The sequence below is a fragment of the Flavobacterium sp. 9R genome, from assembly GCF_902506345.1.
Classification (GTDB): domain Bacteria; phylum Bacteroidota; class Bacteroidia; order Flavobacteriales; family Flavobacteriaceae; genus Flavobacterium.
This window is the reverse complement of record NZ_LR733413.1, coordinates 741,788-768,481: the sequence shown is the minus strand read 5'-3', so window position 1 is coordinate 768,481 and position 26,694 is coordinate 741,788. Positions and strand designations below refer to the sequence as shown.

Annotated in this window: 21 protein-coding genes; 15 read left to right on the top strand and 6 right to left on the bottom strand. The window is 35.8% G+C overall.

Going from position 1 to position 26,694, the window contains the following annotated elements:
* The first annotated feature begins 338 nt into the window (after positions 1-338).
* Positions 339-809, top strand: coding sequence for a DUF1572 domain-containing protein (locus FLAVO9AF_RS03410; protein ID WP_159690851.1), 471 nt, complete (start codon positions 339-341; stop codon positions 807-809).
* A gap of 52 nt (positions 810-861) precedes the next feature.
* On the opposite strand, the gene FLAVO9AF_RS03405 is transcribed toward FLAVO9AF_RS03410, so the two are convergent.
* Positions 862-4,047 carry a glycosyl hydrolase gene (locus FLAVO9AF_RS03405; protein WP_159684289.1) on the bottom strand — a complete coding sequence of 1,062 codons (3,186 nt, stop codon included), beginning with the start codon at positions 4,045-4,047 and terminating at the stop codon, positions 862-864.
* Positions 4,048-4,204: 157 nt separating this feature from the next.
* On the opposite strand from FLAVO9AF_RS03405, the gene FLAVO9AF_RS03400 reads away from it, so the two are divergent.
* Complete coding sequence (locus FLAVO9AF_RS03400) at positions 4,205-4,744, top strand: hypothetical protein (RefSeq protein ID WP_159684286.1); 540 nt, start codon at positions 4,205-4,207, stop codon at positions 4,742-4,744.
* Between the two features lie 24 nt (positions 4,745-4,768).
* Positions 4,769-5,281: a GNAT family N-acetyltransferase gene (locus tag FLAVO9AF_RS03395; RefSeq protein ID WP_159684283.1), complete on the top strand. Its 513-nt coding sequence runs from the start codon at positions 4,769-4,771 to the stop codon at positions 5,279-5,281.
* 39 nt (positions 5,282-5,320) lie between these two features.
* Here the strand turns inward: FLAVO9AF_RS03395 and FLAVO9AF_RS03390 are convergent, their stop codons facing one another.
* Together FLAVO9AF_RS03390 and FLAVO9AF_RS03385 are read right to left on the bottom strand one after the other, a co-directional pair.
* Positions 5,321-7,144: an adenylate/guanylate cyclase domain-containing protein gene (locus tag FLAVO9AF_RS03390; RefSeq protein ID WP_236552267.1), complete on the bottom strand. Its 1,824-nt coding sequence runs from the start codon at positions 7,142-7,144 to the stop codon at positions 5,321-5,323.
* Between the two features lie 17 nt (positions 7,145-7,161).
* Positions 7,162-7,626: a hypothetical protein gene (locus FLAVO9AF_RS03385; protein WP_159684281.1), complete on the bottom strand. Its 465-nt coding sequence runs from the start codon at positions 7,624-7,626 to the stop codon at positions 7,162-7,164.
* A gap of 252 nt (positions 7,627-7,878) precedes the next feature.
* Here FLAVO9AF_RS03385 and FLAVO9AF_RS03380 point away from each other — a divergent pair, with 252 nt between their 5' ends.
* The 8 genes from FLAVO9AF_RS03380 to FLAVO9AF_RS03345 all read left to right on the top strand — a co-directional run bounded on the left by FLAVO9AF_RS03380 (position 7,879) and on the right by FLAVO9AF_RS03345 (position 17,732).
* Positions 7,879-8,766, top strand: a complete 888-nt coding sequence (locus tag FLAVO9AF_RS03380) for a YitT family protein (protein ID WP_159684278.1) — start codon at positions 7,879-7,881, stop codon at positions 8,764-8,766.
* A gap of 113 nt (positions 8,767-8,879) precedes the next feature.
* On the top strand, positions 8,880-9,425 hold the full coding sequence (locus FLAVO9AF_RS03375) for a TetR/AcrR family transcriptional regulator (RefSeq protein ID WP_159684275.1): 546 nt from the start codon (positions 8,880-8,882) through the stop codon (positions 9,423-9,425).
* Between the two features lie 77 nt (positions 9,426-9,502).
* Positions 9,503-10,555 (top strand): alkane 1-monooxygenase, encoded by a 1,053-nt coding sequence (locus FLAVO9AF_RS03370; protein WP_159684271.1) that lies wholly within the window; start codon positions 9,503-9,505, stop codon positions 10,553-10,555.
* Between the two features lie 2 nt (positions 10,556-10,557).
* Positions 10,558-12,159 (top strand): GMC oxidoreductase, encoded by a 1,602-nt coding sequence (locus FLAVO9AF_RS03365; protein ID WP_159684267.1) that lies wholly within the window; start codon positions 10,558-10,560, stop codon positions 12,157-12,159.
* A gap of 92 nt (positions 12,160-12,251) precedes the next feature.
* A complete protein-coding gene (locus FLAVO9AF_RS03360) occupies positions 12,252-13,691 on the top strand; it encodes a M20/M25/M40 family metallo-hydrolase (protein ID WP_159684265.1) in 1,440 nt (479 codons plus the stop codon).
* Positions 13,692-13,811: 120 nt separating this feature from the next.
* Entirely contained in the window at positions 13,812-14,894 is a 1,083-nt protein-coding gene (gene gcvT / locus FLAVO9AF_RS03355; RefSeq protein ID WP_159684263.1) for a glycine cleavage system aminomethyltransferase GcvT, read from the top strand.
* 6 nt (positions 14,895-14,900) lie between these two features.
* The gene (locus FLAVO9AF_RS03350) at positions 14,901-16,928 is read left to right on the top strand and encodes a S41 family peptidase (protein ID WP_159684260.1); all 2,028 of its coding nucleotides are present in this window, start codon (positions 14,901-14,903) and stop codon (positions 16,926-16,928) included.
* Positions 16,929-17,021: 93 nt separating this feature from the next.
* Positions 17,022-17,732 carry a YebC/PmpR family DNA-binding transcriptional regulator gene (locus tag FLAVO9AF_RS03345; protein ID WP_159684256.1) on the top strand — a complete coding sequence of 237 codons (711 nt, stop codon included), beginning with the start codon at positions 17,022-17,024 and terminating at the stop codon, positions 17,730-17,732.
* A gap of 70 nt (positions 17,733-17,802) precedes the next feature.
* Here FLAVO9AF_RS03345 and FLAVO9AF_RS03340 read toward each other — a convergent pair whose 3' ends face one another.
* Positions 17,803-18,843, bottom strand: coding sequence for a PLP-dependent cysteine synthase family protein (locus tag FLAVO9AF_RS03340; RefSeq protein WP_159684254.1), 1,041 nt, complete (start codon positions 18,841-18,843; stop codon positions 17,803-17,805).
* A 69-nt stretch (positions 18,844-18,912) separates the two neighbouring features.
* Positions 18,913-20,973 carry a S9 family peptidase gene (locus FLAVO9AF_RS03335; RefSeq protein ID WP_159684250.1) on the bottom strand — a complete coding sequence of 687 codons (2,061 nt, stop codon included), beginning with the start codon at positions 20,971-20,973 and terminating at the stop codon, positions 18,913-18,915.
* 142 nt (positions 20,974-21,115) lie between these two features.
* Between FLAVO9AF_RS03335 and FLAVO9AF_RS03330 the strand changes: the two genes are divergently transcribed.
* Positions 21,116-21,436, top strand: coding sequence for a YbaB/EbfC family nucleoid-associated protein (locus FLAVO9AF_RS03330; protein WP_159684247.1), 321 nt, complete (start codon positions 21,116-21,118; stop codon positions 21,434-21,436).
* A gap of 41 nt (positions 21,437-21,477) precedes the next feature.
* Here the strand turns inward: FLAVO9AF_RS03330 and FLAVO9AF_RS03325 are convergent, their stop codons facing one another.
* Positions 21,478-22,506 (bottom strand): low specificity L-threonine aldolase, encoded by a 1,029-nt coding sequence (locus FLAVO9AF_RS03325; RefSeq protein ID WP_159684243.1) that lies wholly within the window; start codon positions 22,504-22,506, stop codon positions 21,478-21,480.
* 89 nt (positions 22,507-22,595) lie between these two features.
* Between FLAVO9AF_RS03325 and prfB the strand changes: the two genes are divergently transcribed.
* The 3 genes from prfB to FLAVO9AF_RS03310 all read left to right on the top strand — a co-directional run bounded on the left by prfB (position 22,596) and on the right by FLAVO9AF_RS03310 (position 26,660).
* Positions 22,596-23,694 (top strand): peptide chain release factor 2 gene (gene prfB, locus FLAVO9AF_RS03320; RefSeq protein ID WP_159684240.1). Its coding sequence is split into 2 segments (ribosomal slippage): positions 22,596-22,658 and positions 22,660-23,694, totalling 1,098 coding nucleotides; the frame shifts between segments, so codons are not numbered across the junction.
* Positions 23,695-23,869: 175 nt separating this feature from the next.
* The gene (lpxD, locus tag FLAVO9AF_RS03315; RefSeq protein ID WP_159684237.1) at positions 23,870-24,868 is read left to right on the top strand and encodes a UDP-3-O-(3-hydroxymyristoyl)glucosamine N-acyltransferase; all 999 of its coding nucleotides are present in this window, start codon (positions 23,870-23,872) and stop codon (positions 24,866-24,868) included.
* 163 nt (positions 24,869-25,031) lie between these two features.
* On the top strand, positions 25,032-26,660 hold the full coding sequence (locus tag FLAVO9AF_RS03310) for an acyl-CoA carboxylase subunit beta (protein ID WP_159684234.1): 1,629 nt from the start codon (positions 25,032-25,034) through the stop codon (positions 26,658-26,660).
* Positions 26,661-26,694: the final 34 nt, after the last annotated feature.

The following is a 26,694-nucleotide window of genomic DNA, read 5'->3' as shown; positions in this document are numbered from 1 at the left end:
AATACTCTGATTTTAAATTATTTGCAATTTACAAAACCTAATTGTAATATGTTTTTGATTTAACATTATTAACTAAATGCTATGTTCTTAAAGCAATTGTGTTAAAGAAATCGAAATATTTTATATTCTTTTAAGAAATGTGATTTGAAAATAATGACTTGTAGTATAGCCCTGATCGCAATGGCATCCTCTTGTAGCATTTCTTTAAGCTACAAGAGATATAATGGAGAGCAGGACAAAACGTGAATAATAGCACGATTGTCTGCTCCTAACAAAGAGAATAAATGTTAATTTTATGCATTGAAGAAACCAACTGTAATTTATCTTTATCAAAAGAAATGAGTAAAAGTATCACCGCGCAAATCGCATTACACTTGCAGCAAGTGTATTTTGGTGGGAATTGGGCCACCTCAAATTTTAAAGACCAATTGGCTGACGTGAGTTGGCAAGAAGCCAATTTTGCCCTGAAAGAAGGGAATAGCATCGCCACCTTACTGTTTCACTGCAATTATTACATAGCTGGATTGATTCCGGTTTTGCAAGGTGGAAGTCTCGATATTAAAGACAAATTTAGCTTTGACAGCCCGAAAATTACTTGCGAAGCCGATTGGGAACAATTGAAAAATAAATCGTGGGAAGAAGTACAGCTTTTTGCGACATTGATAGAACAATTGCCTGATAGTTGTCTTTTTGAGGATTTTGTAGAAGCAAAATATGGAAACTACTACAGAAACTTAATCGGTGTAATAGAGCATTGTCATTATCATTTAGGGCAAATTGCATTGCTAAAAAAGGAAGTAAAATCATAAAAAAGGCAGTGAACGGAATCCATTCACTGCCTTAAGCTTAAAGTCATTTATCTTATTTCGTCCAAATTCCTCCTACTCCAGCTTCCCATAATTTTTTGTTGAAAGCAGGTAATTCTTGATTGAGGATTTGATTGCCTTCGGTTTTTAATTGTTGCCATTTGGTTTGGTATTCCTTCCACAAGTCTTTTACGGGTTGTGTCACCTTAGGAACAACGCTTTCGGATTGATTGATTAGGTATAAGAAATCGGCATTGAACTTATTGGGAAAGTTTTCTACATCATCATAAGCCTTTGATTTTCTTTGCACCATCAATTCATCCCAAGTTTTCATTTTCTGAAGCACTTTTTTTCCTTCTGCTAGTGTTGCAGCTTGTTCGGGATGCGCGGCCAATTGCGCAGTTAATGTGGCTAATTGCTGTTGTTTCGCATACAACGTATTGATTAACGTTTGCATCTCATTGAACTCTTGTTCCATCTCGAATTTAATCGCGTGGTATTCTTGGTAGGCTTTGTCTGTAGCATCAAACAAAGGATTGGCCAAGACTTTTGCTTGAGTATTCAATTCTTGCGTTGGTGTTTTGATAGTAATGGTATACTCACCAGGACCAACTTTATGCCCCTCATAACTACCTTCAATATATACATTTGGATTTCCTAGTAATGCTGTATATCGCAAGTCCCAAACGAATCGGTTGAGGCCTTTATTTTTAGACAGTACAGCATCCGCTTTTGGACCACCATCATAGGATTTGAATTCAGCATCCGCTTTTGAGCTGAAGGTTCGAATCACATTACCCGTTTTATCTTTTATTTGAAGCTGTACCGTTTCGGTTTCTTTCAACTCAGGTAATTGATAATACAGCACCACTCCAGAAGCTGGATTTACGCCTCGAGTAGTTCCCATACCTGTAAACTCAGCATCGGTTTGATCCAATTCGCTTCCGCTATTGGTTAAATAGGTTGGATTAGGAGTGAAAATTTTGAAAGTGTCATTTTGGGTATTCCCTGATGTATTATCTTTTGCAAATTCACGGATTAGGTTCAAATCGTCCAAAATCCAAAACCCTCTTCCAGAAGTTGAAGCAATCAAATTGTTTTGATGCACTTTTAAATCAGTAATAGGTGTTAACGGCAAATTTCCTTGAAAAGACTGCCAATGCAATCCGCCATCCAACGAAACAAACAAGCCTAATTCGGTCCCAGCATACAATAAGTCTTTTACGGTATCATCTTCGCGAACGACACGGGTAAAAGCATTTGCTGGAATTCCCTCATTGATTTTTTTCCACGTTTTACCATAATCTGTGGTTTTGTACAATCCTGGTGCATGATCATTGAATTTGTATCGCGTTGTAGCCACATAAGCAGTGGCTTTATCAAAAGGAGACACTTCAATGGCGTTGATTAGGCATTCTGCCAAATTAGCTGGAGTTATATTTTGCCAAGTTTTACCTCCATCTTTAGTAATATATACCAAACCATCATCACTACCTGTATATATCACCCCTTTTTCTAGTGGGGATTCTTGAATATAACTTAGTGTTCCGTAGTTTTCAGCTCCAACGGCTTCATTAGTAAAAGGGACTCCTGGTTTTCCTTGTTTGCTTTTCTCGTTTCGGGTCAAATCAGGAGAAGCTTCTGTCCAACTTTGTCCTAAATCTTCCGTTTTTAAAAGCAATTGGGATCCGTGATAAAAAGTATTGGGTTCATGCATGCTTCTAATTATAGGCGCATTCCAATTGAAGCGGTATTTCATGTCTTTGGCATCGCGTCCTAAATACAAAATTGGCGCTGCCATAACGTTGGTGCTGGTTTTGGTTTGTGTATCCAATACTTCGATGGTTCCTTGATAACTTCCACCCAAAACAAACCTTGGATTGGCAGGATCAAAAGCCAAGAAAGCACTTTCACCACCAGCAGAAGCAGTCCATTCTTTTTCGGATATGCCATAGCCACTTAGGTTTCGACTGGCAATTTTTACCGAGGTATTGTCTTGTTGCCCTCCATAAATATTGTATGGAAACTGGTTGTCTACCGCTATTCGGTAAAACTGACCTGTGGGATAGATGTTTTGACTACTCCAGGACTTGCCTTTGTTGAAACTAATGGCAGCTCCGCCATCGTCGGCAATAATCATGTTATTGGAGTTTTTAGGATTGATCCATAAATTGTGATAATCCCCATGGGTTTTGGAAATATCCTCCCAAGTTTTTCCACCATCAGTAGAGCGCATCGCTGGAGCACTCATTACGTAGATTGTATTTTCGTTATTCGGATCGATAAACAACTCGATATAATACCAAGCCCTTTGGATCAATCGATGATCTGTAGTCACCTGAGACCAAGATTTCCCAGCATCATTAGAGACGTACAATCCACCAGCTTCTTTTTCCCAATCGCTTTCAATTAGCGCGTACACTTTTTCGGGATTGGAAGGAGCTACAGCTATTGCCATTTTTCCCATTGCCGCTGGAAGTCCTTCTTTTAAAGGAGTCCAAGTAAGTCCACTATCGACTGATTTATAGAGACCACTACCTGCTCCACCACTTATCACTTGCCAAGGCTTACGTCCATGTTCCCAAAGAGCTGCATACAAAATCCTTGAATTAGTAGCATCCATAGAAAGTTCAACAGCACCCGTTTGATCGTTTTTAAACAATACTTTTTGCCAAGTGTTTCCGCCATCTGTTGTTTTATAAACTCCTCTCTCAGAAGATTTTCCGTAAAGCGCCCCTTGAGCCGCTACATAAACAATATCTGGATTTTTAGGATCAATACAAATTCGAGAAATATGCTGCGTAGCCTCTAGTCCAATTTTCTTCCATGTTTTCCCGACATCAGTACTTTTGTACATTCCATCACCATGATGCGTCATCACTCCCCTTACGGCGTGTTCGCCCATCCCAACATAAATCACATTAGGATCACTTTCTGCCACACTAATGGCCCCTACCGAAGTCGTTTTAAAAAAGCCATCCGAAATAGGAAACCAACTTACTCCCATGTCTTGTGTTTTCCATAAACCACCTCCTGTGGTACCCATATAATAGGTCGATGGATCTGATGTAACTCCAGTAGCTGTTACTGATCGGCCACCACGAAAAGGACCAATGGAACGCCACTTGGCTGCTTTAAAATGAGCGTTTAAATCGGTTGAGACTGCTGTATTCCCTTTTTGTGCCGATACAGAAGTACCAAAAACTAAGGAAAGAATTCCTAAAAGAAGCTGTTTGTTCATACTAGATATGTAATGTGATTTCTCAAAAATAAACATTGTTTGGAGAACTATTGCATACTTGCTAAAAATCCTTTCTTTGCTGTCTTTTAAATTTAAGCCTGAGGTAACAGTGAATTCCTAAAAAACCTATATTTGAACTTTCTAAAACGATACTATAATGAAAGCGTCTTTTTCTCTATTACTTTTGTCTTCTTTGGTTCTTTTTTCATGTAAAAAAGAAGAAGAAACTTCTGCTACCAACGAAAGAACCAATGTAGTTCCTTTTACACAAATGGCTGCCGCTCCTGCGACTGCTACTCCACCAGCTACTTCAAGCAACACTGCTTATGTTGGAAAAGAAGAAAAAAAGGAAAGTGTCATGTATCAGTACAAATACACTATGGTGAAGAATCCAAATGCGGTTGCTACAACGACCAAAATAGTTACTCCTCCTGGTATGAATCCTCCTCACGGACAACCAAAACATAGATGCGATATTCCCGTAGGTGCGCCATTGAACTCTCCAGTAGCCAAAACTGCTGCCGCTCCCAAGACCACCGTTGTAACCACTCCTGCTGTAGCTAATGGCAGCAATGTACCACCGCTTTTAGCGACTACACCAGAGGCTGCTCCAACTCCAGAAGGTATGAATCCACCACATGGTCAACCAAAACACCGCTGTGATATTGCTGTTGGCGCTCCTTTACCCAAAGAATAATAATTCAAATATTAATTCCAACTCATGATTACTCAAGCTACTATAGCAGATGCTGCTGAATTATCGGCACTAATAAACTCGGCCTACCGTGGAGAAAGTTCCAAAAAAGGATGGACAACTGAGGCTGATTTGCTTGAAGGTACACGGACATCAGAAGAAGAATTAATTAGCATTATTACTTCTCCCAATCATTATTTATTGAAATTTACCCGTGATGAAAAAATCATTGGAAGTGTCTTACTAATTGCAAAAAAAGAAATGTTGTATTTGGGAATGCTTACCGTTTCACCAGAATTGCAAAATAGTGGCATTGGCAAACAATTGCTACAAGCTGCTGAACAACTCGCACAGCAACTTGAACTTTCAAGAATTCAAATGACTGTAATTGGCATCCGAAAAGAATTGTTGGCCTGGTATGTTCGAAACGGTTATGAAGATACAGGGTTGCGAGAACCTTTTCCTTTTGGTGAAGGAGATAAAGCCCTTACTTCGGAACCATTGGACTTTATGGTTTTGGAAAAAAAACTAACTTTTTAGAACAATTTATTTGGGGTTCTCAATTAGCGTAAAAAGGATTTACTGTACAAAATACATGTTCATTTTTCCTCGATTCTTAACTTCGATTGCTCCTCTGTATTCAAACTGAAATTGTTCTTTTACTAAGTCAAAAGTATTTTGAGATATATTGATTTTTCCAGGTTCAGAATTGGATTCCATCCGTGACGCTGTATTTACCGTGTCGCCCCAAATGTCATAAGCAAATTTTTTGGTTCCTACTACCCCAGCCACAACAGGTCCCGTGTTGATGCCAATTCTGATTTGGAAATGATTTTGATCTTGTGTTTCTTTAGCAATTGCCGAAACAAATTTGATAATCTCTTGTGCAGCAAGAATCATTTTGTAAGCATGATCCTGTGTTTCAAATGGCAAACCGCCAGCGCACATGTAAGCATCTCCAACGGTTTTTATTTTTTCTAAATCATATTTTTCTATGATTTCGTCGAATTTTGAAAAATAAAAATCAACCCGCTCTACTAACTTTTCAGGAGGTAATTTTTCTGCATAAGCAGTAAATCCGACGAAATCTGTAAATAAAACCGTAACCGATTCAAACTTTTTTGCCAATACTTTTCCCGATGCCATTAATTCACTAGCGGTTTCTTCGGGTAAAATATTTAACAACAAGGCATTGGATCGATTTTTTTCATTTTCAATAATTGCTTTTGTCTTTTTAATGAATTGGTATCTTCTAAAAAGACCAATTACAAGCATAATTATCAAAACAATCGCAACAACAGTAGCGTAGATAATATTCTGTTGCTTTTTGGCTTTCAGTTGTTGAATTTCGGTTTCTTTCTCTAGCAGGTTCACTTGAGCTTGCTTTTTTGATACTTCAAAATTGGTTCTTAAATCGGCTAGTTCCTGTACTGTCTTAACATTGGTTACACTGTCTCTGTAAGCTACATGAGCTTTAAAGAATTCTAAAGCTTTGGGAGAATTATTTATTTTCTCATACAAGTCAGACAATTGCAAGTTGGAAGTACTTATTTGATCTTTGTATCCGTTTTTTTGAGCTAATTGCAAACTTTTGGAAGCGGCTTTAAGCGCTAAATCCCATTTTTTTTGTTTTTGATAAACAGTAGATAAATGAATCAAATACTCCGATATCCCATAATAATCTTCAATAGGTTCCAATAAATGAATGGCCTTTTTTAAATTATTGACAGCCATTTCATCTTTTCCAAGTTGAAAGTAAATCACTCCCATACTTCCCAAAGTATAAGCAATACCGCTAGTGTATTTTTCTTCTTCGAATAATTTTCCCGATTCATAAAAACAAGTCAACGCCTTGTCTAATACGTTGTTTTTTAAGTATTCATCCCCAAGATTTGACAAAGCCGAGGCTAATTTTAATTTGTCATTTGATTTTCGCAAAATTGCAATAGCCTTGTTATAATAAGCATAGGCTTTCTTGGTTTCTTTCATAACCGAAAAGACATTCGCCATCTCCATGTACGAAATCCCTTCTCCAACAGTATTGGCTGAGGCTTGCGCTATCTTAATCGAAACCATAAAATCGCTTAATGCCTCTTGTAAATCGCCTTTTAGTTTTTGCTTATGCCCTCTTAGGTAATACCCTCTGAATAAATACAAATTGTCTTTCTCTTTTTTGGACAAAGCAATTAACTCATTGGAATACTTGATGGATAATGAAAGATCATTAAGTTCGTTAAAAGCTAAATTGCGAAGTAGTTCTAATTGAACTGCTGCGGTAGCCCCTCCTTTTTTGTAAATCGTGGCTAAACTATCGGCTGTTTTTTGATCCTGAGCCGTGAGAGTAGTAACTATCAAAAGAACAGCTATGAGAATACCTCTTGCCTTTAGTAGATTTTTTGACAAAATATAAAATAATTGAATTAAGGATTGATGGCTACTTTTGGATCAATTAAGTATGACTTTGATTCCTCTTTGTAATGAACGGTAAAGTGAATTTTGTAGATATTTTGTTTTCCAATTAAGCTTTCGCGGTCCTTTACAGTGGCTACAACATTTCCCGAAATACCTCCTTTGCCTTTGATAACATAATCATCTGATTTGTCATTACCAAAGCACATTTCGGTGTCATTATTGTTTAGATCTAAATCGTAAACAATACTATCAATGGCTATAGAATACCATTTATCATCGGTAATCCCTACCCATTCAACTTCCTGAGACAGGTAAACATTTGATAGAAAATCTTCTATTTTTCCGTTAGCAGTAAATCCATCATTATCATCCGATAAAGAACAACGCTCGTGAATATCCGCTTGAGAAGGATTGGTCATTTGGAATAACCGACTAGCTTCTACATTCAACTCAATTTTAACTCTTCGCCCCATGGTAATTCAATTTTATATTAAACATAATTAGAATCCAAAATGCAGTAAGAAAACAAATTAAATGGTTGATTTTGAGGTAAATAATAAAATCAAAGATACATTTTTTACAAATAGCTTGCTGCTTTACTACCAAAAAACATTAGCAATGAGTAAACAACGACTCATAAAACAATCAAAAATAAAAATAAACAATTGAAAATGAGTTGTTTAAAATATAAATAATTAAATTTATCCATAAAAAATGAATAACCTATGAATCATAATCCAAATACAATTGATTGGAAAGAAATTTTTCATCCAAAAAATATTGTCCTTAATTTAATTGGAGTTGCTTTTATTATTTTGGCACTCAAAGGTTTTATGATTCCCAATAAATTTTTGGATGGTGGTGTCATTGGCGTTTCGATTTTGATTCATGAAATTACACATTGGCCCTTTGGAATATTGGTTTTATTGCTCAATATTCCTTTTCTTTTTTTAGGAAATCGCCTATTGGGAATCACTTTTGCGATACAAAGCCTTATTACTTTTTTGCTCATCGCAATTGGAATGACTTTTTTTCATTTTGATGCCGTCACCTCAGATCCGTTGTTAATTGCTTTATTTGGCGGATGCTTAATTGGGGTTGGTATGGGGTTGTGCATTCGTAGTGGCTCTGTTGCAGATGGTATTGAAATATTGGCTTTACTAACCACTCGCAAAATTGGTTTAAATGTTTCTGAAGTTATTTTTGCAATGAACACTTTATTGTTTTTGGCCGCCGCTTGGACATTCGGAATCGCCACAGCTTTGTATTCAATTGTGACCTATTTTTCGGCAGTCAAGGCATTGGATTATATTTCACATGGCGTAGAACAATATACGGCTCTGCATATAATTTCTTCAAAAAGTCAAGAAATAAAAGAATTAATCGTAAAGAAATTCGGTAAAGGAATTACTGTCATAAAGGGAGAAAGAGGCTATTTACCAGAGAGTTTTGATGTAAAAGTAGATTGTGATGTAATTGTCACTATTGTTACCCGACTAGAGTTACTTCGCATCAAAGACGAAATAGAAATCATTGACCCTCATGCTTTTACTTACATTCAATTTATCAAAGAAGCCAGCGGCGGTATCTTAAGAATTAGAAGAAAGCATTAAATCATTTCATAGATTGTTCAAAACTGAGATAAAATCTAGTTATTTGGTATATATTTACTGTTCAACTTAATGCAATATGATTACTTCATCAATCGTATTTTATCTGCTGCACAATGAAAAAAACAATCAAGGATCCTTGGATAAAAATAGGTTACGATTTATTTGCTCATGAGGGCCCTAATGGCTTAAAAATAGAATTATTGGCTAGAAAAGTAGCCAAAAACAAATCTTCATTCTACCATCATTTTGCCGATGTTACCATTTTCACAGAAGAACTATTGCAATATCATTTGGTTCAATCCAAAATTATAGCCCAAAAAATAGCGCAGTGCAAAAGCATCAATCCTGATTTAATCGCAGTACTTCTCGAAGTCAAAACCGATATTTTATTCAATCGTCAATTGCGAATTCATAGAGATGTCCCTAGTTTTCAAAACTGTTTTATTGAAGCGAATCGTCCAGTCGAAGCCGCTTTTTTAGACATTTGGGCTGAAGCGCTTGGATTAAAAACGAACCCTGCACTCGCCAAAATGATACTGAATTTGACCATAGAGAATTTTTACCTTCAGATTACTGAAAAGAATTTAAATGCTACTTGGCTTATTAATTATCTCAACGAAATTAGAGCGATGGTGCTTGCATTGGACCCAAAATCATAACTTTTAAACGGTAACGTCTAAAAAACCATTAAAAATTACACCAAGTTTGTATACTATTCAATCCTTTCCTGTGAACTATGAAAAATACCAACTGGACCTATTTATTTGTATACATTACCCCTATTGTAGTACTCCTTTCGTTATCGTCAACAACGTATTGGTCTTTTTTTGCGGTGTTTTTTGTATTTGTTCTTGTTCCTTTTTTTGAATTATTTACCAAAGCCAGTAGCCAAAATCTCAACGAAGAACAAGAAATCAATGCTGCTAAAAACAAATTCTATGACTGGATTCTCTTGGGTTTGGTTCCGTTACAATACTTCATTTTAATGTACTTCTTAGAAAAAGTAAGTACTCCCAATCTCACTTTACTTACTCAATTTGGCCTGACTTCTGCCTTTGGTATTTCCTGTGGTGTTCTTGGTATCAATGCCGCTCATGAACTTGGACACCGAAGTTCTAAAACAGCACAAACATTGAGTAAATTATTATTGGCTACTACGCTATACATGCACTTCTTTATTGAGCACAATCGAGGCCATCACAAAAATGTAGCAACAAACGAGGACCCTGCTTCTAGTAGGTATGGGGAAACAGTTTATGCTTTTTACCTAAGGTCCATTTACAAAGGTTGGCTATCTGCATGGGGGTTAGAAAAGAAAAGATTGCAACTCAAGCAGCAATCGTTTTGGAGTTTTCATAATGAAATGCTCTTATTTCAATTGATACAACTCACTTTTATCCTTTTGATTGTTTTCATTTATGGTATTCAGACTGCTGTTTTTTTTACAATAGGTGCTTTTATTGGTATACTGCTTTTAGAAACCGTAAATTATATCGAGCACTATGGTCTTAGACGTTTACGTAAAGGAGAACGCTATGAGCGAACGCTTCCCGTACATTCCTGGAATTCTAATCATCCGTTGGGCAGGATTTTATTATTAGAATTATCCAGACATTCAGACCATCACTATATAGCAAGCCGAAAGTATCCGCTATTACGGCATCACGAACAAAGTCCACAGATGCCAACGGGTTATCCTGGAATGATGTTACTTTCCTTCATTCCACCGCTATGGTTTCTAGTCATGCACAAGCAACTGCAACATTTTGCTAATCAACAAATAAAGTAATTATGAAAGAGCAATCGCTGTCACAAAAATTGGATTGTGATTATGTAGTTATTGGTAGTGGTTTTGGCGGATCTGTTTCAGCCTTGCGACTAGCCGAAAAAGGGTATAAAGTTATCGTAATCGAAAAAGGAAAATGGTTCAACAAGCCCGAAGATTTCCCTAAAACCAATTGGAATCTCAAAAAATGGCTGTGGTTGCCCCAATTGCGTTGGTCGGGATTATTGAAATTAACTTTTTTTAGACATGTTGCTGTTCTGAGTGGCGTTGGAGTTGGTGGTGGTTCTTTGGTTTATGCAAACACGTTACCTGTGCCCAAAAGCCCATTTTTTAAATCGGGTAGCTGGAACACTTTATGCGATTGGGAACAAGAATTGGCTCCTTTTTACACTTTAGCAAAAAAAATGTTAGGAGCAGAAAAACATCCATATACGAGCAAAAGTGAAGTTGTCATGCAAGAATTGGCTAACGTACTGAACCAACCTTCCGCTTTTGAAAAAACAGATGTTGCAGTATACTTTGGTCAACCCAATGTTACACAACCGGACCCTTATTTTGACGGAAAAGGACCTGATAGAACTGGATGCATTCAATGTGGAGGATGTATGTTGGGCTGTAGACATAATGCCAAAAATACCTTAGATAAGAACTATTTGCACCTTGCTCAACACTATGATTGCAATATAATAGCCAAAACATTAGTCTATGATGTTATTCCTTTAAATGCTGATGGCAGTGACGGATATGAAGTGCTTTGCAAAGATGCACTTTCAGCGTTCCCAAAGAAGAAAAAAATTAGAACAAAAGGTGTGGTTTTTGCAGGAGGAGTTCTTGGTACTTTAGGTTTATTACTACGTCTACAAAGCACTTCCCTCCCCAACTTATCAAAAACAGTAGGCAAAGGTGTTCGCACCAATTCGGAAAGTTTAATTGGTGTAACTACTTTTGACAAAGCAACAAATTTCTCTAAAGGAATTGCAATTGGCTCTATCGTACACCTAGACGAAAACCGACATATAGAACCTGTAAAGTATTCTGAAGGCTCTGGCTTTTGGAGATTACTAATGGCTCCTATGATTCAAGGTACTACATTGCTTAGTAGAATTTTTAAAATGGTTAAAGCAATTTGTCTTGAGCCAATAGCTTATCTAAAGACGTTCTTCGTGTCCGACTGGAGCAAACGAACACAAATATTGCTTTATATGGAAAGCATTGATTCTACCTTAAAAATGCAACGTTCCAAATTCGGCTTGCTAAAAACAACTATAGATGAAGGCAAGCCACCCACTGCATTCAATCCTATTGCACAAACCTTAGCCAAAGAAGTAGCAACTATTGTAAACGGCAAAGCAATGGTAATAAGTACCGAAGCCTTGTTCGGAATTCCGACCACAGCACACATATTAGGAGGCGCTTGTATGGGCAAGGATGCTGAAAATGGTGTGATTAATCAAAACAATCAGGTATTCAATTATAGTAATATGCTCGTTTGTGATGGCAGTATGATTTCTGCTAATATTGGTGTCAATCCTAGTTTGACGATTACAGCTATTACAGAAAGAGCTATGAGTACAATACCTCCAAAGCAAACAAATAATAGCTTTTAAGTTAAATCATTAAGATATTAAAACAAATTAACATTTTTTACTTATTTTAGCAATAGAAGTTTCCACTATTTTATGTTAAAAATTCAGGAAAAATGAAATTTTATTGCTCAATTCTTTTTTTACTTTTCGCCATAAATACCCAAGCACAATTTTTTCGGAAAAAGAAAAAAAAGACCATACAATACGAGAATATTATCATTAGTGATTCTGCCACACAACACCTAGTTAATGCCATCCAGTTTGAGACCGTCTCCAAAAGAGATTCCTTGACCTTTTATAACACTGAGTTCAAAAAATTCAAAGCTTTTCTCAAAGCAACCTATCCATTGGTTTTTGAAACCTGTACCGAAATCCCCTTCAACTCCCACTCCATTCTATTAAAATGGGAGGGTATGAATCCCGAATTAAAACCAGCTTTGTTTATGGCGCACCAAGATGTTGTGCCTGCAAAACATCAAAAAAACAAATGGCAATTTCCACCATTTGGTGGAGTAATCAAAGACGGAAACATTTATGGAAGAGGAACTCTTGACGACAAATCATCTTTGATAGGATTATTGGAAGCAGCAGAATATGCTTTGAAAAACAATTTTGAACCCCAAAGAACCACCTACTTTGTTTTTGGAGATGATGAAGAAACCTATGGTAATGGCGCTAAAGAAATTGCCGATTGGTTTATAAAAAACAAAATTGAATTTGAATTAATACTCGACGAAGGACCAGGAGTTGGGATGGACATCATTCCAGAAGTACCTAAACCGATTGCGTTTATTGGGATTGCCGAAAAAGGATATGCCACAGTTGAACTTACTGTAAATCAAGAAAGCGGTCACTCATCCATGCCTTCAAAACATACTGCTATAGGAATATTAAGTCAAGCAATAGCCAATATAGAGAACAAGCCTTTTAGGGCGCATTATCATGGATTGGCCAAGAAAATGTTTGATGAAATAGCCCCTGAAATGGATTTTTCAAAAAAAATAATTTTTAAAAACAGTTGGCTATTTAGTGGGATGATAAAAAAAGAATTGTCAAAAAAATACTCGACCAATGCTTTGATTAGGACTACTGCAGCAACTACTATGTTTTCTTCTGGCGAGTCCGAAAATGTCCTTCCACACAAAGCTTCTGCAACTATAAATTTTAGATTGATTCCAGGTGATTCTATCAAAGATATCATGCCATATCTAAAAAAAGTAATCAACAATCCTAAAGTAAAAGTAAGCTTTAAAGGAGAAGCTGTTAATGCTTCACCCATTGCCAAAAAAAAATCTGTTGGTTACCGTGCATTGGAGAAAAGTTGTAACGAAATTTTCCCTAAAACCATAGTAGCTCCTGTTTTGGTCATTGGTTCGACAGATTCAAGACATTTTAATCTTACTTGCAACAATATTTTACGTTTTATTCCAATGCGTTTTAAAAATGCAGATTTAGAGCACATTCATGGTTTTGACGAACATGTTGAAATAGAAAATTACCACAATATGATTCGATTTTACATACGATTATTTCAAAATCTTAATGATTTTTAATTTTATTGCTAATAATTTAAAACTTAGACCAAATTCGTTGATTGAATATCCGTAGCAATTCTTTGCCACGAGAAATAAAATCAATAAATTAGCCCCACTAAATTTTATATAAAAAACACAATGAAAAATACCGCGCTTACGCACATACACGAAGGTTTAGGAGCAAAAATGTTGCCTTTTGCAGGATACAATATGCCAATTCTTTATGCAGGAGTAAATGTAGAACACGAAACCGTTCGTAACGGTGTAGGTGTATTTGATGTTTCGCATATGGGTGAATTTATGCTTTCAGGACCTAATGCTTTGGCTTTGATTCAAAAAGTAACTTCAAATGATGCCGCTACCTTAACCATAGGTAGAGCTCAATATTCTTGTTTACCTAACAATGATGGTGGAATCGTAGATGATTTAATCATTTACAAAATGGAAGAAGAAAAATACCTTTTGGTAGTGAATGCTTCAAACATCGACAAAGATTGGGATTGGATTTCCTCTCATAACGACCTTGGCGTAACAATGGAAAATCTATCTGATGATTATTCATTATTAGCCATTCAAGGACCAAAAGCGGTTGAAGCCATGCAATCATTGGCTACAATTGATTTGTCTGCGATTGCTTACTATCATTTTGAAGTAGCTGAATTTGCTGGATTCCAAGATATAATCATTTCTGCAACAGGATATACTGGTTCAGGTGGATTTGAAATCTATTGCAAAAATGAACAAGTGGAAGCCATTTGGAACAAAGTCTTTGAAGCTGGAGCTGCTTTTGGTATACAACCAATTGGTTTGGCTGCAAGAGACACTTTGCGTTTGGAAATGGGATTTTGCTTGTACGGGAATGACATCAACGACACTACTTCTCCTCTTGAAGCTGGTTTAGGATGGATTACTAAATTCACTAAAGAATTTACCAATTCTGAAAACTTAAAAAAACAAAAAGAAACAGGAGTATCCAAGAAGCTAGTTGCTTTTGAAATGCAAGAACGTGCTGTTCCAAGACACGATTATGAAATTGTTGACGCGTCTGGTGCTGTAATTGGTGTTGTAACCTCGGGAACAATGTCTCCTTCTATGAATAAAGGTATTGGTCTAGGCTATGTAACTACTCCAAATAGCGCTGTTGATAGTACTATTTATATCCGAATCAGAAAGAATGATGTTCCTGCAACAGTTGTAAAACTTCCTTTCTACAAAAAATAAACAATTATGAAAAAAATTTTACTGGTAGCCTTACTTGTTGGTGGTCACTTAATGGCTCAAAATAACGCCTCACCATGTAAAATTCTTTCCAAAATAAATGCTTTAATTCAACAAGAGCATGTACATCCAAAACCGGTAGACGACAGTCTATCGGTTTTTATTTTTGACAATCTAATTAACGATTTAGATTCCGGAAGAAATCTATTTTATAAGTCGGAGTACGATAGTTTATCAAAAAATTACCGTTTACAAATTGATAATTTAGTACAAAAAGAGGATTGTCAGTTCATTGCTACCTTTGAAGACATTTATCAAAAAGCGCTTCTTCGCAACAAATTGCTATTAGAAAAACTCAACAAAGATTCTCTAAATTTCAATACTGCGGACACCATCAGGATGTACAAAAAAGCCTTTCCTGTTTATATGACTGAAAAGGAGTTTGAAAAAATTTGGAGAAAAAAAATTCGCTTTGATGTCCTGAATGAAGTTGCTGCAAGCAGTAAAAATCTTGATTCTATTCGAATAAATTTAAAATCACTGACCAATTACTATAAAGAAATTGCTATTCAAAATGAACTATGTAAGATTAGCGCGCAACTAAAGAAAAAAAGCACTATTTCTGAAAAAGTATATGGTTTCTTTTGCACGTATTTTGACCCACATACCAATTATTTTAGTGTCAATAGCAAATCGAATTTCGTTTCTTCTTTATCAAAAGAAAAGCTTTCTTTGGGTTTTTTAGTGTCTTTGAATGAAAAAAATCAAATCATAATTGATGATATAGACCCCAATGGGCCAGCTTTTAAAAATGGAAAACTAAAAAAAGGCGACCAAATCATTTCCATTGCCAATGAACAGGAAACGCTAAAAGTCACTTGTGCCTCTTTAGAAGAAATAGGAGATTTAATTGTGTCTGATGCTAACAAAATCATCACCCTCACCATCAAAAGAAAGGGTGAAAAAAACTTTAGTGTCACCCTTGAAAAAGAAGTTTTAAAAGACGAACAGAATAGTGTCTATAGTTACCTTGTTGAAGACAAAAATAAAATTGGCTATATCAAAATTCCAAGTTTCTACTCCAATTTTGAAAGTAATGACAAAAGTGGTTGTGCTGAAGACGTAGGTACCGAAATTGTAAAACTACAAAACGATGACATAGATGGATTGGTCATTGATTTGATGGATAACGGCGGAGGCTCTATGGAAGAAGCCATCAAATTAGCTGGTTTATTTGTTCACCACGGTCCTATTTCTATAGTAGTAGACAAAAGTCAAAAACAACAAATCATTCAAGACCCTTATCGAGGCTACTTATACAAGGGTCCCGTGATTATTTTAGTCAATGGTAATACAGCCTCAGCCAGTGAATTTTTTGCCACTATACTGCAAGATTACAACAGAGCTATGGTTATTGGAAGCAGTACCTTAGGAAAAGCAACAATGCAAACCATACTCCCAACAGATAGCAATGAAGAGAATTTTGTAAAAGTAACGATTAACAAATTTTACCGCATTACTGGCAAAAGTCATCAAAGTATTGGTGTACTTCCTGATGTTCAAGTACCCGTACTTTATGAATCCATAATTCAAAAAGAAAGAGATTATCCCACAGCATTTAAAAATGATGTTTTACCAACCTCAATTCCATTTACTCCCTATGTAAAGAATAAATTGATTCATCATTTGACAAAAAACAGTCAAAAACGAGTAACGGCAAGTTCCTATTTTAACAATGTCGTTAGTATGAATAAAAGAATAGATGAATTGATTAAAAATCCGAAAACTATAATTCCAATGCAAATTGAAACTGTCTTTGAGGAACAAAAATTGGTCACTACATTATGGGAAAGCATCAATTCTTTCAAAGATGAAAGTATTAGTTTGAATGTAAAAAACTCTTCGTTTAACGAATCGCTATTAAAAGTATATCCTTCTGAAAGAGCGTTCAAAGAGACACAAATCTTGGCTTTGAAAAACAATCACTACTTAAACGAAGCCATACAAATCATCAATGATTATTTTGTGCTAAAATAATATGGTGCCGACTAAAATTACAACAAAAGAATTGAAATCAATTTGGTAAAATAAGGAATAACTGTATTTTTGCAGTTCAAAATATTTATAGAAATGGGAAGAGCTTTTGAATTCCGAAAAGGTAGAAAAATGAAACGTTGGTCTGCAATGGCCAAAGCCTTTACTAGAATTGGTAAAGATATCGTAATGGCAGTAAAAGAAGGTGGTCCAAACCCTGATGCCAATTCGAGATTAAGAGCCGTAATACAAAATGCTAAGGCAGCTAATATGCCCAAAGACAATGTAGAACGTGCGATAAAAAAAGCAACTGATAAAGACACTGCTAACTATAAAGAAGTGCTTTTTGAAGGTTATGCACCTCACGGCATTGCTCTTCTAATAGAAACGGCTACTGACAATAATAACAGAACTGTTGCTAACGTTAGAAGCTACTTCAACAAATGCAATGGTGCACTTGGTACACAAGGTTCGGTTGAATTCATGTTTGACCACACTTGCAACTTTAGAATTCCAAAAGAAGGAATTGATGCCGAAGAATTAGAATTAGAATTAATTGATTTTGGTGCAGAAGAAGTTTTTGAAGACGAAGACGGAATATTGATTTACGCTCCTTTTGGTAGCTTTGGAACTATTCAGAAAGAATTAGAAAACAGAAACTTAGATATTTTATCATCTGGTTTTGAGAGAATCCCTCAAATCACCAAAAAACTTACTGAAGCTGAAATGGCTGATGTAGAAAAATTGATTGAAAAACTAGAAGAAGATGATGACGTGATGAACGTTTACCATACTATGGAAGAATAGCTTCCTATAGATTCAAAAAAAAACTCCATTTTAATAAATGGAGTTTTTTTTTGCGGTAAGATTATTAAAATTATTTAACAAACTCTATTTTTTGCTCTTCTTCTTCGTTGACACTATCAAAAAAGCCCTGATCGTTCATCCAATCATCACTAAACACTTTACTCATGTATCTAGATCCGTGGTCTGGAAAAATAGCAATAACATTACTATCCTTATCAAACTCACCTTCTTCTGCATATTGCTTTATAGCTTGCATAACAGCTCCAGAAGTATACCCTACAAAAAGACCTTCTTTTCTAGCCAATTCTCTAGTTGAATGAGCACTTTCCTCATCTGTTACTTTCATGAATTTATCAATAACATCAAAATCTGTAGCGGTTGGAATTAGATTTTTACCCAATCCTTCAATACGGTAGGGATAAATCTCACTGCTATCAAATTCTTTAGTTTCGTGGTATTTCTTTAGTACAGAACCAAAAGCATCCACTCCTAAAATTTTAATTTCTGGATTTTGCTCTTTTAAATATTTTGCTGTTCCAGAAATTGTTCCTCCTGTACCGCTACACGCAACTAAGTGGGTAATTTTACCTTTGGTTTGTTTCCAAATTTCTGGTCCTGTAGACAAATAATGCGCGTCTATATTTAATTGATTGAAGTATTGATTAATATAAACCGACCCTTTTGTTTCTTCATGAAGCCTTTTAGCAACATTATAATAAGAGCGTTCATCGTCTGCTGAAACGTGTGCTGGACAAACATATACCTTTGCGCCTAAGCTTCTCAGCATATCAATTTTATCTTTTGACGATTTGGAGCTCACCGCAAGAATACAACTGTAGCCTTTGATAATACTAACCATGGCTAAACTAAATCCGGTATTTCCTGAAGTAGTTTCAATAATTGTATCTCCTGGTGATAGAATGCCTTTTCGTTCAGCTTCTTCGATTATGTATAATGCAATTCTGTCTTTTGATGAGTGTCCTGGATTAAAAGCTTCTACTTTTGCATAGAAATTACCTTCTAATTCCTGAGTAACTGTATTTAGCTTAATAAGTGGAGTATTACCTATTAACTCTAAAACATTATTGTAAGCATTTATTTCTTCTTTCATAAAAAAATAGTTAATCTAAGCTGTTAGCAACCCCTTAGATATGTTGCAAAACTAACAAAAAAAATCCAATTACTTTTTAATTTTCTCCAAATCTAACAAAAAACTAAACTCTCTGGCTAATTCTTTTAAAGATTCAAATCGACCTGAAGCTCCTCCATGACCAGCATCCATATTAGTCACTAAGTACAAAACTGTATCGTCATTTTTCATTGTTCTTAATTTAGCCACCCATTTTGCTGGTTCCCAGTATTGTACTTGCGAATCATGCAAGCCCGTTGAAACAAACATATTAGGATACTTTTGCTTTCTCACATTATCATAAGGAGAATAAGACAACATATAATCATAGTACTTTTTGTCGTTTGGATTTCCCCATTCGTCGTATTCTCCCGTTGTAAGCGGAATACTATCGTCTAACATAGTTGTTACAACATCAACAAAAGGAACTTGAGCGATTACTCCATTGTACAATTCTGGAGCCATATTTACTACTGCCCCCATTAATAATCCACCAGCGGAACCTCCTTCAGCATACAAATGCTCTGGAGAGGTATATTTTTGTTGGATAACAAATTTTGAACAATCAATAAAATCAGTAAAGGTGTTTTTCTTTTTTAATAGTTTCCCGTCTTCATACCATTTTCTTCCTAAATCCTCACCTCCACGTATATGAGCTATAGCATATACAAATCCTCTATCAAGTAAGGATAATCTTGTAGAAGAAAAATAAGGTTCCATCGTATTTCCATAAGAACCATAAGCATATAATAACAAAGGATTTTTACCATCCTTTTTTATTGATTTATGGTATACCATCGAAATTGGAACTTTAGTACCATCTGCTGCAGTTGCCCAAACACGTTCTTCTATGTAGTTATTTTTGTCAAACTTGCCGCCCAATACCTGTTGTTCTTTTAATACTTCTTTGGTTTTGGTTGCCATATTAAAATCGATAACCGAAGAAGGCGTTGCCATTGATTGGTAACCATATCTAAGAATATCAGTATCAAAATCAACATTTGTGGTGGTATAAGCACTGTAGGTTTCGTTGTCAAAAGGCAAATAATAATCTCCTTTTCCGTTCCAAGGCATGATACGAATATGATTTAAACCATTAGAACGTTCTTCAACAACTAAGTAGTTTTTAAATATTTCGATACCTTCTAATAAAACATCCTTACGATGCGGAATTAAATCTTTCCAATTTTCTTTTGAAGTAGCGTTTTCAGGCGTTTTCATCAATTTAAAATTGGTTGCCTTGTCCTTATTGGTCAAAACATAGAAAGAATCTCCATAATGAGAAATGCTATACTCCAAACCACGAACTCTTGGTTGGAATACTTTGAATTCTCCTTCAGGTTGGTCTGCATTCAAAATCCTGTACTCACTCGTTAGCGTACTTCCTGAACCAATTACAATATATTTTCTTGATTTTTCTTTACTCACATAAACATTGAAAGTATCGTCTTTTTCATCAAAAATCAAGACATCATTTTTAGCATCAGTCCCTAATTTATGTCTAAAAACCTTATCTGCTCTTAAGGTAACTTTGTCTTGTTGGGTATAAAAAATAGTCGCATTATCATTGGCCCAAACAGACCCTCCAGTAACGTTTTCTATTTTATCTGAAAGAATTTCCCCTGTCTCTAAATTCTTAACTTGAATGGTATAAATTCTTCTTCCTTTAGTATCTACTCCAAAGGATGCATATTTATTATCAGGACTGATACTCATCCCTCCTAACTGAAAATAGGATTGTCCTTTGGCTAATTCATTACAGTTAAAAAGAATTTCTTCAGCAGCAGTTAAACTCCCTTTTTTTCTAGCATAAATAGGATAATCTTGCCCTTTTTCGTAACGTGTTATATAAAAATATCCGTTGTAAAAATAAGGAACCGACTGGTCATCTTCTTTGATTCGAGCTTTCATTTCTTCAAAAAGCTCTTTTTGAAATTCCTTCGCATCTGCTGTTTTAGCATTGTAATACTCATTCTCCTGATTCAAATAAGTTATTACTTCAGGATTTTCTCTTTCGTTTAACCAAAAGTAATTATCAATACGGGTATGATTATGTTTTACTAGTGTTTTAGGAATAATTTTAGCTATAGGTGCTTGTATATTTTTAGCCATTTTTTGTGCGTTTGCCATTGAAATTGTTAATGCAAAAATAACACAAAGCAAACCCAATCGTATCGATTTTTTCATTATTTTTTTATTGATTATCAGTCAGCAATATAGTAAATTTGCCTCAACAATTTAAAAAAAATCAAAAATGGATTTAATGGGAATGATGGGTAAGTTAAAAGAAACCCAACAAAAAATAGAGGACACAAAAAAAAGATTGGACACCGTTTTGATTGATGAACAGAGCTCAGATGGTTTATTGAAAATTACGGTTACAGCGAATACAGCTGTAAAATCAATCACAATAGCTGATGAATTACTAGAAGACAAAGAACAACTGGAAGACTATTTGATTTTGGTACTCAATAAAGCTATCGCAAGAGCCAATCAAGTAAATCAAACAGAGCTAGATGCAGTTGCAAAAATGGATATGCCGATGATTCCAGGAATGGACAACTTATTCAAATAAGAACACAAAAAAAGGATTTATAGTTTTATAAATCCTTTTTTTTATGCTACAAACAAACGTTGCAAGGTTTCTATTACGTAAGAATGCATTACTTCTCGGTAATCTAAATGCGTCACAATTCTGAGCTTTCCTTTTCCAAGTGAACTAATTGCTATGTTTTTTTGACGTAATTTTTCAATTAAAAGTGCATCGCTCAAACTTGGAATCACTTTAAAAATCAAGATATTCGTCTCAACAGGCTCAACTGATTCTACCCAAGGAAGCCTGCTCAGTAGCAGCCCCAATTCTTTGGCTCTGCGATGGTCTTCTGTCAATCGCATAATATTATTTTCTAAAGCATAAATTCCAGCTGCCGCTAAATATCCTACTTGACGCATTCCGCCTCCTAAAATTTTGCGCACTCGCAAGGCTCTATGAATGGTTTCTTTATCAGCCAACAAAACCGAACCTATTGGAGCTCCCAATCCTTTGGACAAACAAACTGAAATGGTATCAAACAACTTTCCGTATTCCTTAGGATTTTGTCTTTTGGCTACCAAAGCATTCCAAATTCTGGCGCCATCCATATGAAACTTTAAATTATTGCTATCGCAAACTTGCTTAATTTGCTGTAAGGTTTCGAGGTCATAACAGGCTCCGCCACCTTTATTGGTGGTGTTTTCTACACACACCAAACTTGTTTTTGGGCTATGATAAAATTCAGGGTCATTGATAGCTTCAGCGACTTGATTGGCTGTTATCATTCCTCGATTTCCGTCTAATAAACAACAAGAAACGCCGCTATTAAACGAAACTCCACCTCCTTCATAATTATATACATGGGCATATTTGTCAGCAATTAACTGCTCACCAGGTTGGGTGTGTAATTTTATAGCTGTTTGATTCGCCATAGTACCTGAAGGAAAAAACAACCCAGCCTCCATTCCAAACATTGCGGCTACACGTGCTTCTAATTCAATTACTGTAGGATCTTGTTTGTAAACATCGTCACCAACAACTGCTCTAAACATATATTGCAACATTTCTGGAGAAGGTTTGGTCACAGTATCACTCACTAAATTAATTTCCATAAGTAGTATTTATATCAGCCACAGCAAGCCCTTAGCTTGTGCTGTGGTATTTTTTTTATATTTTTGCAAAACAAAATTAATAATAATTTATGACAACTACCGAACAAATTAAAGGTATTGTGGAGCGCCTTGGTGCGTTGAGGAGGTATCTTTGACGTTGATGCTAAACTCATTGAAATCACCAACGAAGAAGAAAAAACGTTTGCTCCTGACTTTTGGAATAATGCAAAAGAAGCAGAAATCATTGTAAAAAACTTACGTAATAAAAAGAAGTGGATTGAAGATTATGACAAAGCGGCTTCTCTTACTGAGGAATTGCAGCTTGCTTATGATTTTTATAAAGAAGGTGAACTAAGTATTGAAGAACTCGATGAACAATACACTTTAGCTGAAAATCATATCGAAGCTATTGAGTTTAAAAATATGCTTTCGGATGAAGGAGATACCCTAAGTGCTGTTTTGCAAATCACTGCAGGGGCCGGTGGAACCGAAAGTTGTGATTGGGCCGAAATGTTGATGCGAATGTACATAATGTGGGGCGAGAAATACGGTTACAAAATTAAAGAACTGAATTTCCAAAAAGGCGAATCGGCCGGAATCAAAACCGTAACTTTAGAATTTGAAGGCGATTATTCATTTGGTTACTTAAAAGGAGAAAATGGTGTACATCGTTTGGTTCGTATTTCTCCTTTTGATAGCAATGCCAAAAGACATACTTCTTTTGCTTCGGTATATGTATATCCTCTCGCAGATGACACAATTCAAATTGAAATTAATCCCTCCGATATTTCATGGGAAACCATGCGTTCCAGTGGTGCTGGAGGACAGAATGTAAATAAAGTGGAGACCGCAGTACGTTTGCGTCACCACCCAACTGGAATTATTATTGAAAATTCAGAAACACGTTCTCAATTAGATAATAAAACCAAAGCCATGCAATTGTTGAAATCGCAATTGTATGAAATTGAATTAAAAAAGAAGCAAGCGCTAAGAGATGAAATCGAAGCTAAAAAAATGAAAATTGAATGGGGTTCGCAAATCAGGAATTATGTGATGCATCCCTATAAATTAGTTAAAGATGTTCGCACTGGACATGAAACAAGTGATGTTGACAGTGTTATGAATGGCAATATCGACCCTTTTTTAAAAGCTTTTTTAATGATGATGGGACAAAAAGAAGAAGAATAATTCTTCGTTACAATCATAAAACGACTACTTTTAGAGGTAGTCGTTTTTTTTATGCCTTTTCATACAATAGCATAATTTTTCACAACATCCCTTTCTAATACGTTAAAAAATTAGGTATCGAGACTGTAATTTACTTTATTTGGAAAATAATATCATAAAATTCACTTCTCATTTAATGAAAACCTATTCCATTCAAGAAATTAATAATGTTCTAAAAGGCTCTCTAATTGGCACATTATCCCAAAACATCACTTCGCCAGAACAATTAGAACTTGCCTCAGAAAATCAAATTTCTTTTATAGGTAATAAAAAATACGAAAAGTATTGGATCACCTCAAATGCAAGTGCCGCTATTGTAAATGAAGATATCAGCATTGAACCAGGCACAAACAAAGCCTTCATAAAAGTGAAAAATGCCGAATTGGCCATGTCTCAATTATTGGCTCTTTTTGCTCCACCGCTTCCACAATTTGATTTTGATGTACACCCAACTGCTACTATAGATGATAGCGTAATATTGGGTAAAGGTGTCAAAATTGGAGCTGGATGCTATCTTGGTCCCAATGTAATTATTGGCGACAATGTTACTATTTACCCCAATGCAACGCTTTTAGATTTTACAAGCATAGGTAGCGGAACTACCATTTGGTCAGGAGTTGTAATTAGAGAACGTTGTCATATTGGTACTAATTGCATACTTCATCCTAATGCTACTATTGGTGCTGATGGATTTGGTTTTAGCTTTTGCAATGAAAAAGGACTAGTAAAGATTCCACAAATAGGAAATGTTGTAATTGGCAATAATGTAGAAATTGGAGCGAATTCATGTGTCGACAGAGGCAAATTCAGTTCTACTATCATAGGCGACGGCTGTAAGATAGATAATTTAGTTCAAATTGGTCATAATAGTAAATTGGGACGTTTTTGCATAATGGCAGGTCATAGTGGTCTTGCTGGCTCTGTAACTTTAGAAGACGGAGTTGTCATTGGCGGGAGTGCCTCTATTAAGGACCACACTACAATTGGCGCTGGAGCTACTGTTGGTGCTGGCTCTGGAGTAACTTGCGATGTGCCTGCAGGTAAAGTTGTATTAGGTTATCCTGCGATTGCAGCCAAAGACACCCTAAGACAATGGGCTTTATTAAAACGATTAGTCAACGACACTAGGAAATAGACTCTATTTTGAGTAATTCTTAAAAAAGCAGATTTAATTTTCTGCTTTTTTGCGTTATACACAAAAAAAGCATTTATTTTCTAACCAAATCATCTGTATCCTATACTATATTTCAATCCTTTTCGTAAATTAGCTTTCTTAAAAAAAACCAGCCACTACCATTATGGATTTAACCTTTAACCAAAACGAAGACCACAATAAGTTATTGTTGTCGCAATTGAAGCATAAATTTGCCAAAATCAAATTAGGAGGAGGTGAAAAAAGAATTGAAAAACTCCACTCCGAAGGCAAAATGACCGCCAGAGAACGAATTGATTATTTATTTGATTCCTCAAAACAAAGCATCGAAATAGGCGCATTTGTTGGAGAAGGAATGTACGCAGAACACGGAGGTTGCCCTTCAGGAGGAGTAGTAATTAAAATTGGATACATACAAGGCAAGCAATGTATAGTTGTAGCCAACGATGCAACAGTTAAAGCTGGTGCTTGGTTTCCGATAACTGGTAAAAAAAATCTAAGAGCGCAAGAAATCGCGATGGAGAACCGACTTCCTATTATTTATTTAGTGGATAGCGCTGGTGTTTATTTACCCCTTCAAGATGAAATTTTTCCAGACAAAGAGCATTTTGGACGTATTTTTAGAAACAATGCACAAATGAGTAGTATGGGCATCACACAAATTGCTGCAGTAATGGGAAGTTGTGTTGCAGGAGGTGCTTATTTACCCATAATGAGTGACGAAGCATTGATTGTTGACAAAACCGGCAGTATCTTTCTAGCAGGTAGTTATTTGGTCAAAGCCGCCATTGGCGAGAATATAGACAATGAAACATTAGGTGGAGCTACAACACATTGTGAAATTTCTGGAGTTACCGATTATAAAGCCAAAGATGACAAAGACGCACTCGATAAAATCAAAAATATAGTTGGTAAAATTGGTGATTACGAAAAAGCTGGATTCAACCGTATTAAATCTGAGCGACCCGCATTGGACGAAAAAGAGATTTATGGAATTTTACCAAAAGCTCGTAACGAACAATACGATATGTTGGAAATTATCAAACGTCTTGTAGATAATTCTGAATTTGAAGCTTACAAAGAGGGTTACGGACAAACCATCCTAACCGGGTATGCAAGAATTGATGGCTGGGCAGTAGGCATTGTAGCCAATCAACGTAAAGTTGTCAAAAGTAAAAAGGGAGAAATGCAATTTGGCGGCGTTATTTACTCTGATTCAGCAGACAAAGCAACCCGATTCATTGCGAATTGCAACCAAAAGAAAATCCCATTGGTTTTCATTCAAGACGTTACAGGATTTATGGTTGGCTCAAAATCCGAACATGGCGGTATCATAAAAGATGGAGCCAAAATGGTTAACGCGGTATCCAATTCAGTAGTGCCAAAATTCACTGTTATTGTTGGTAATTCTTATGGTGCAGGGAACTATGCTATGTGTGGGAAAGCCTATGACCCTAGACTTATTTTTGCCTGGCCAAGTGCAGAATTAGCTGTTATGGGTGGAACGCAAGCTGCAAAAGTATTGGCTCAAATTGAAGCCTCTTCATTGAAAGCAAAAGGAGAAGTCGTAGATACTGAAAAAGAAGCTGAATTATTCGAAAAGATAAAAGCCAAATATGATGAACAAGTTTCCCCATATTATGCTGCTTCACGATTATGGACTGATGCAATCATTGACCCTTTAGATACCCGAACTTGGATTTCAATGGGAATTGAAGCTGCTAACCATTCCCCTATTGAGAAAAAATTTAATTTAGGTGTCATTCAAACATAAAAAAAAGAGCTGATTTTCAGCTCTTTTTTTATTT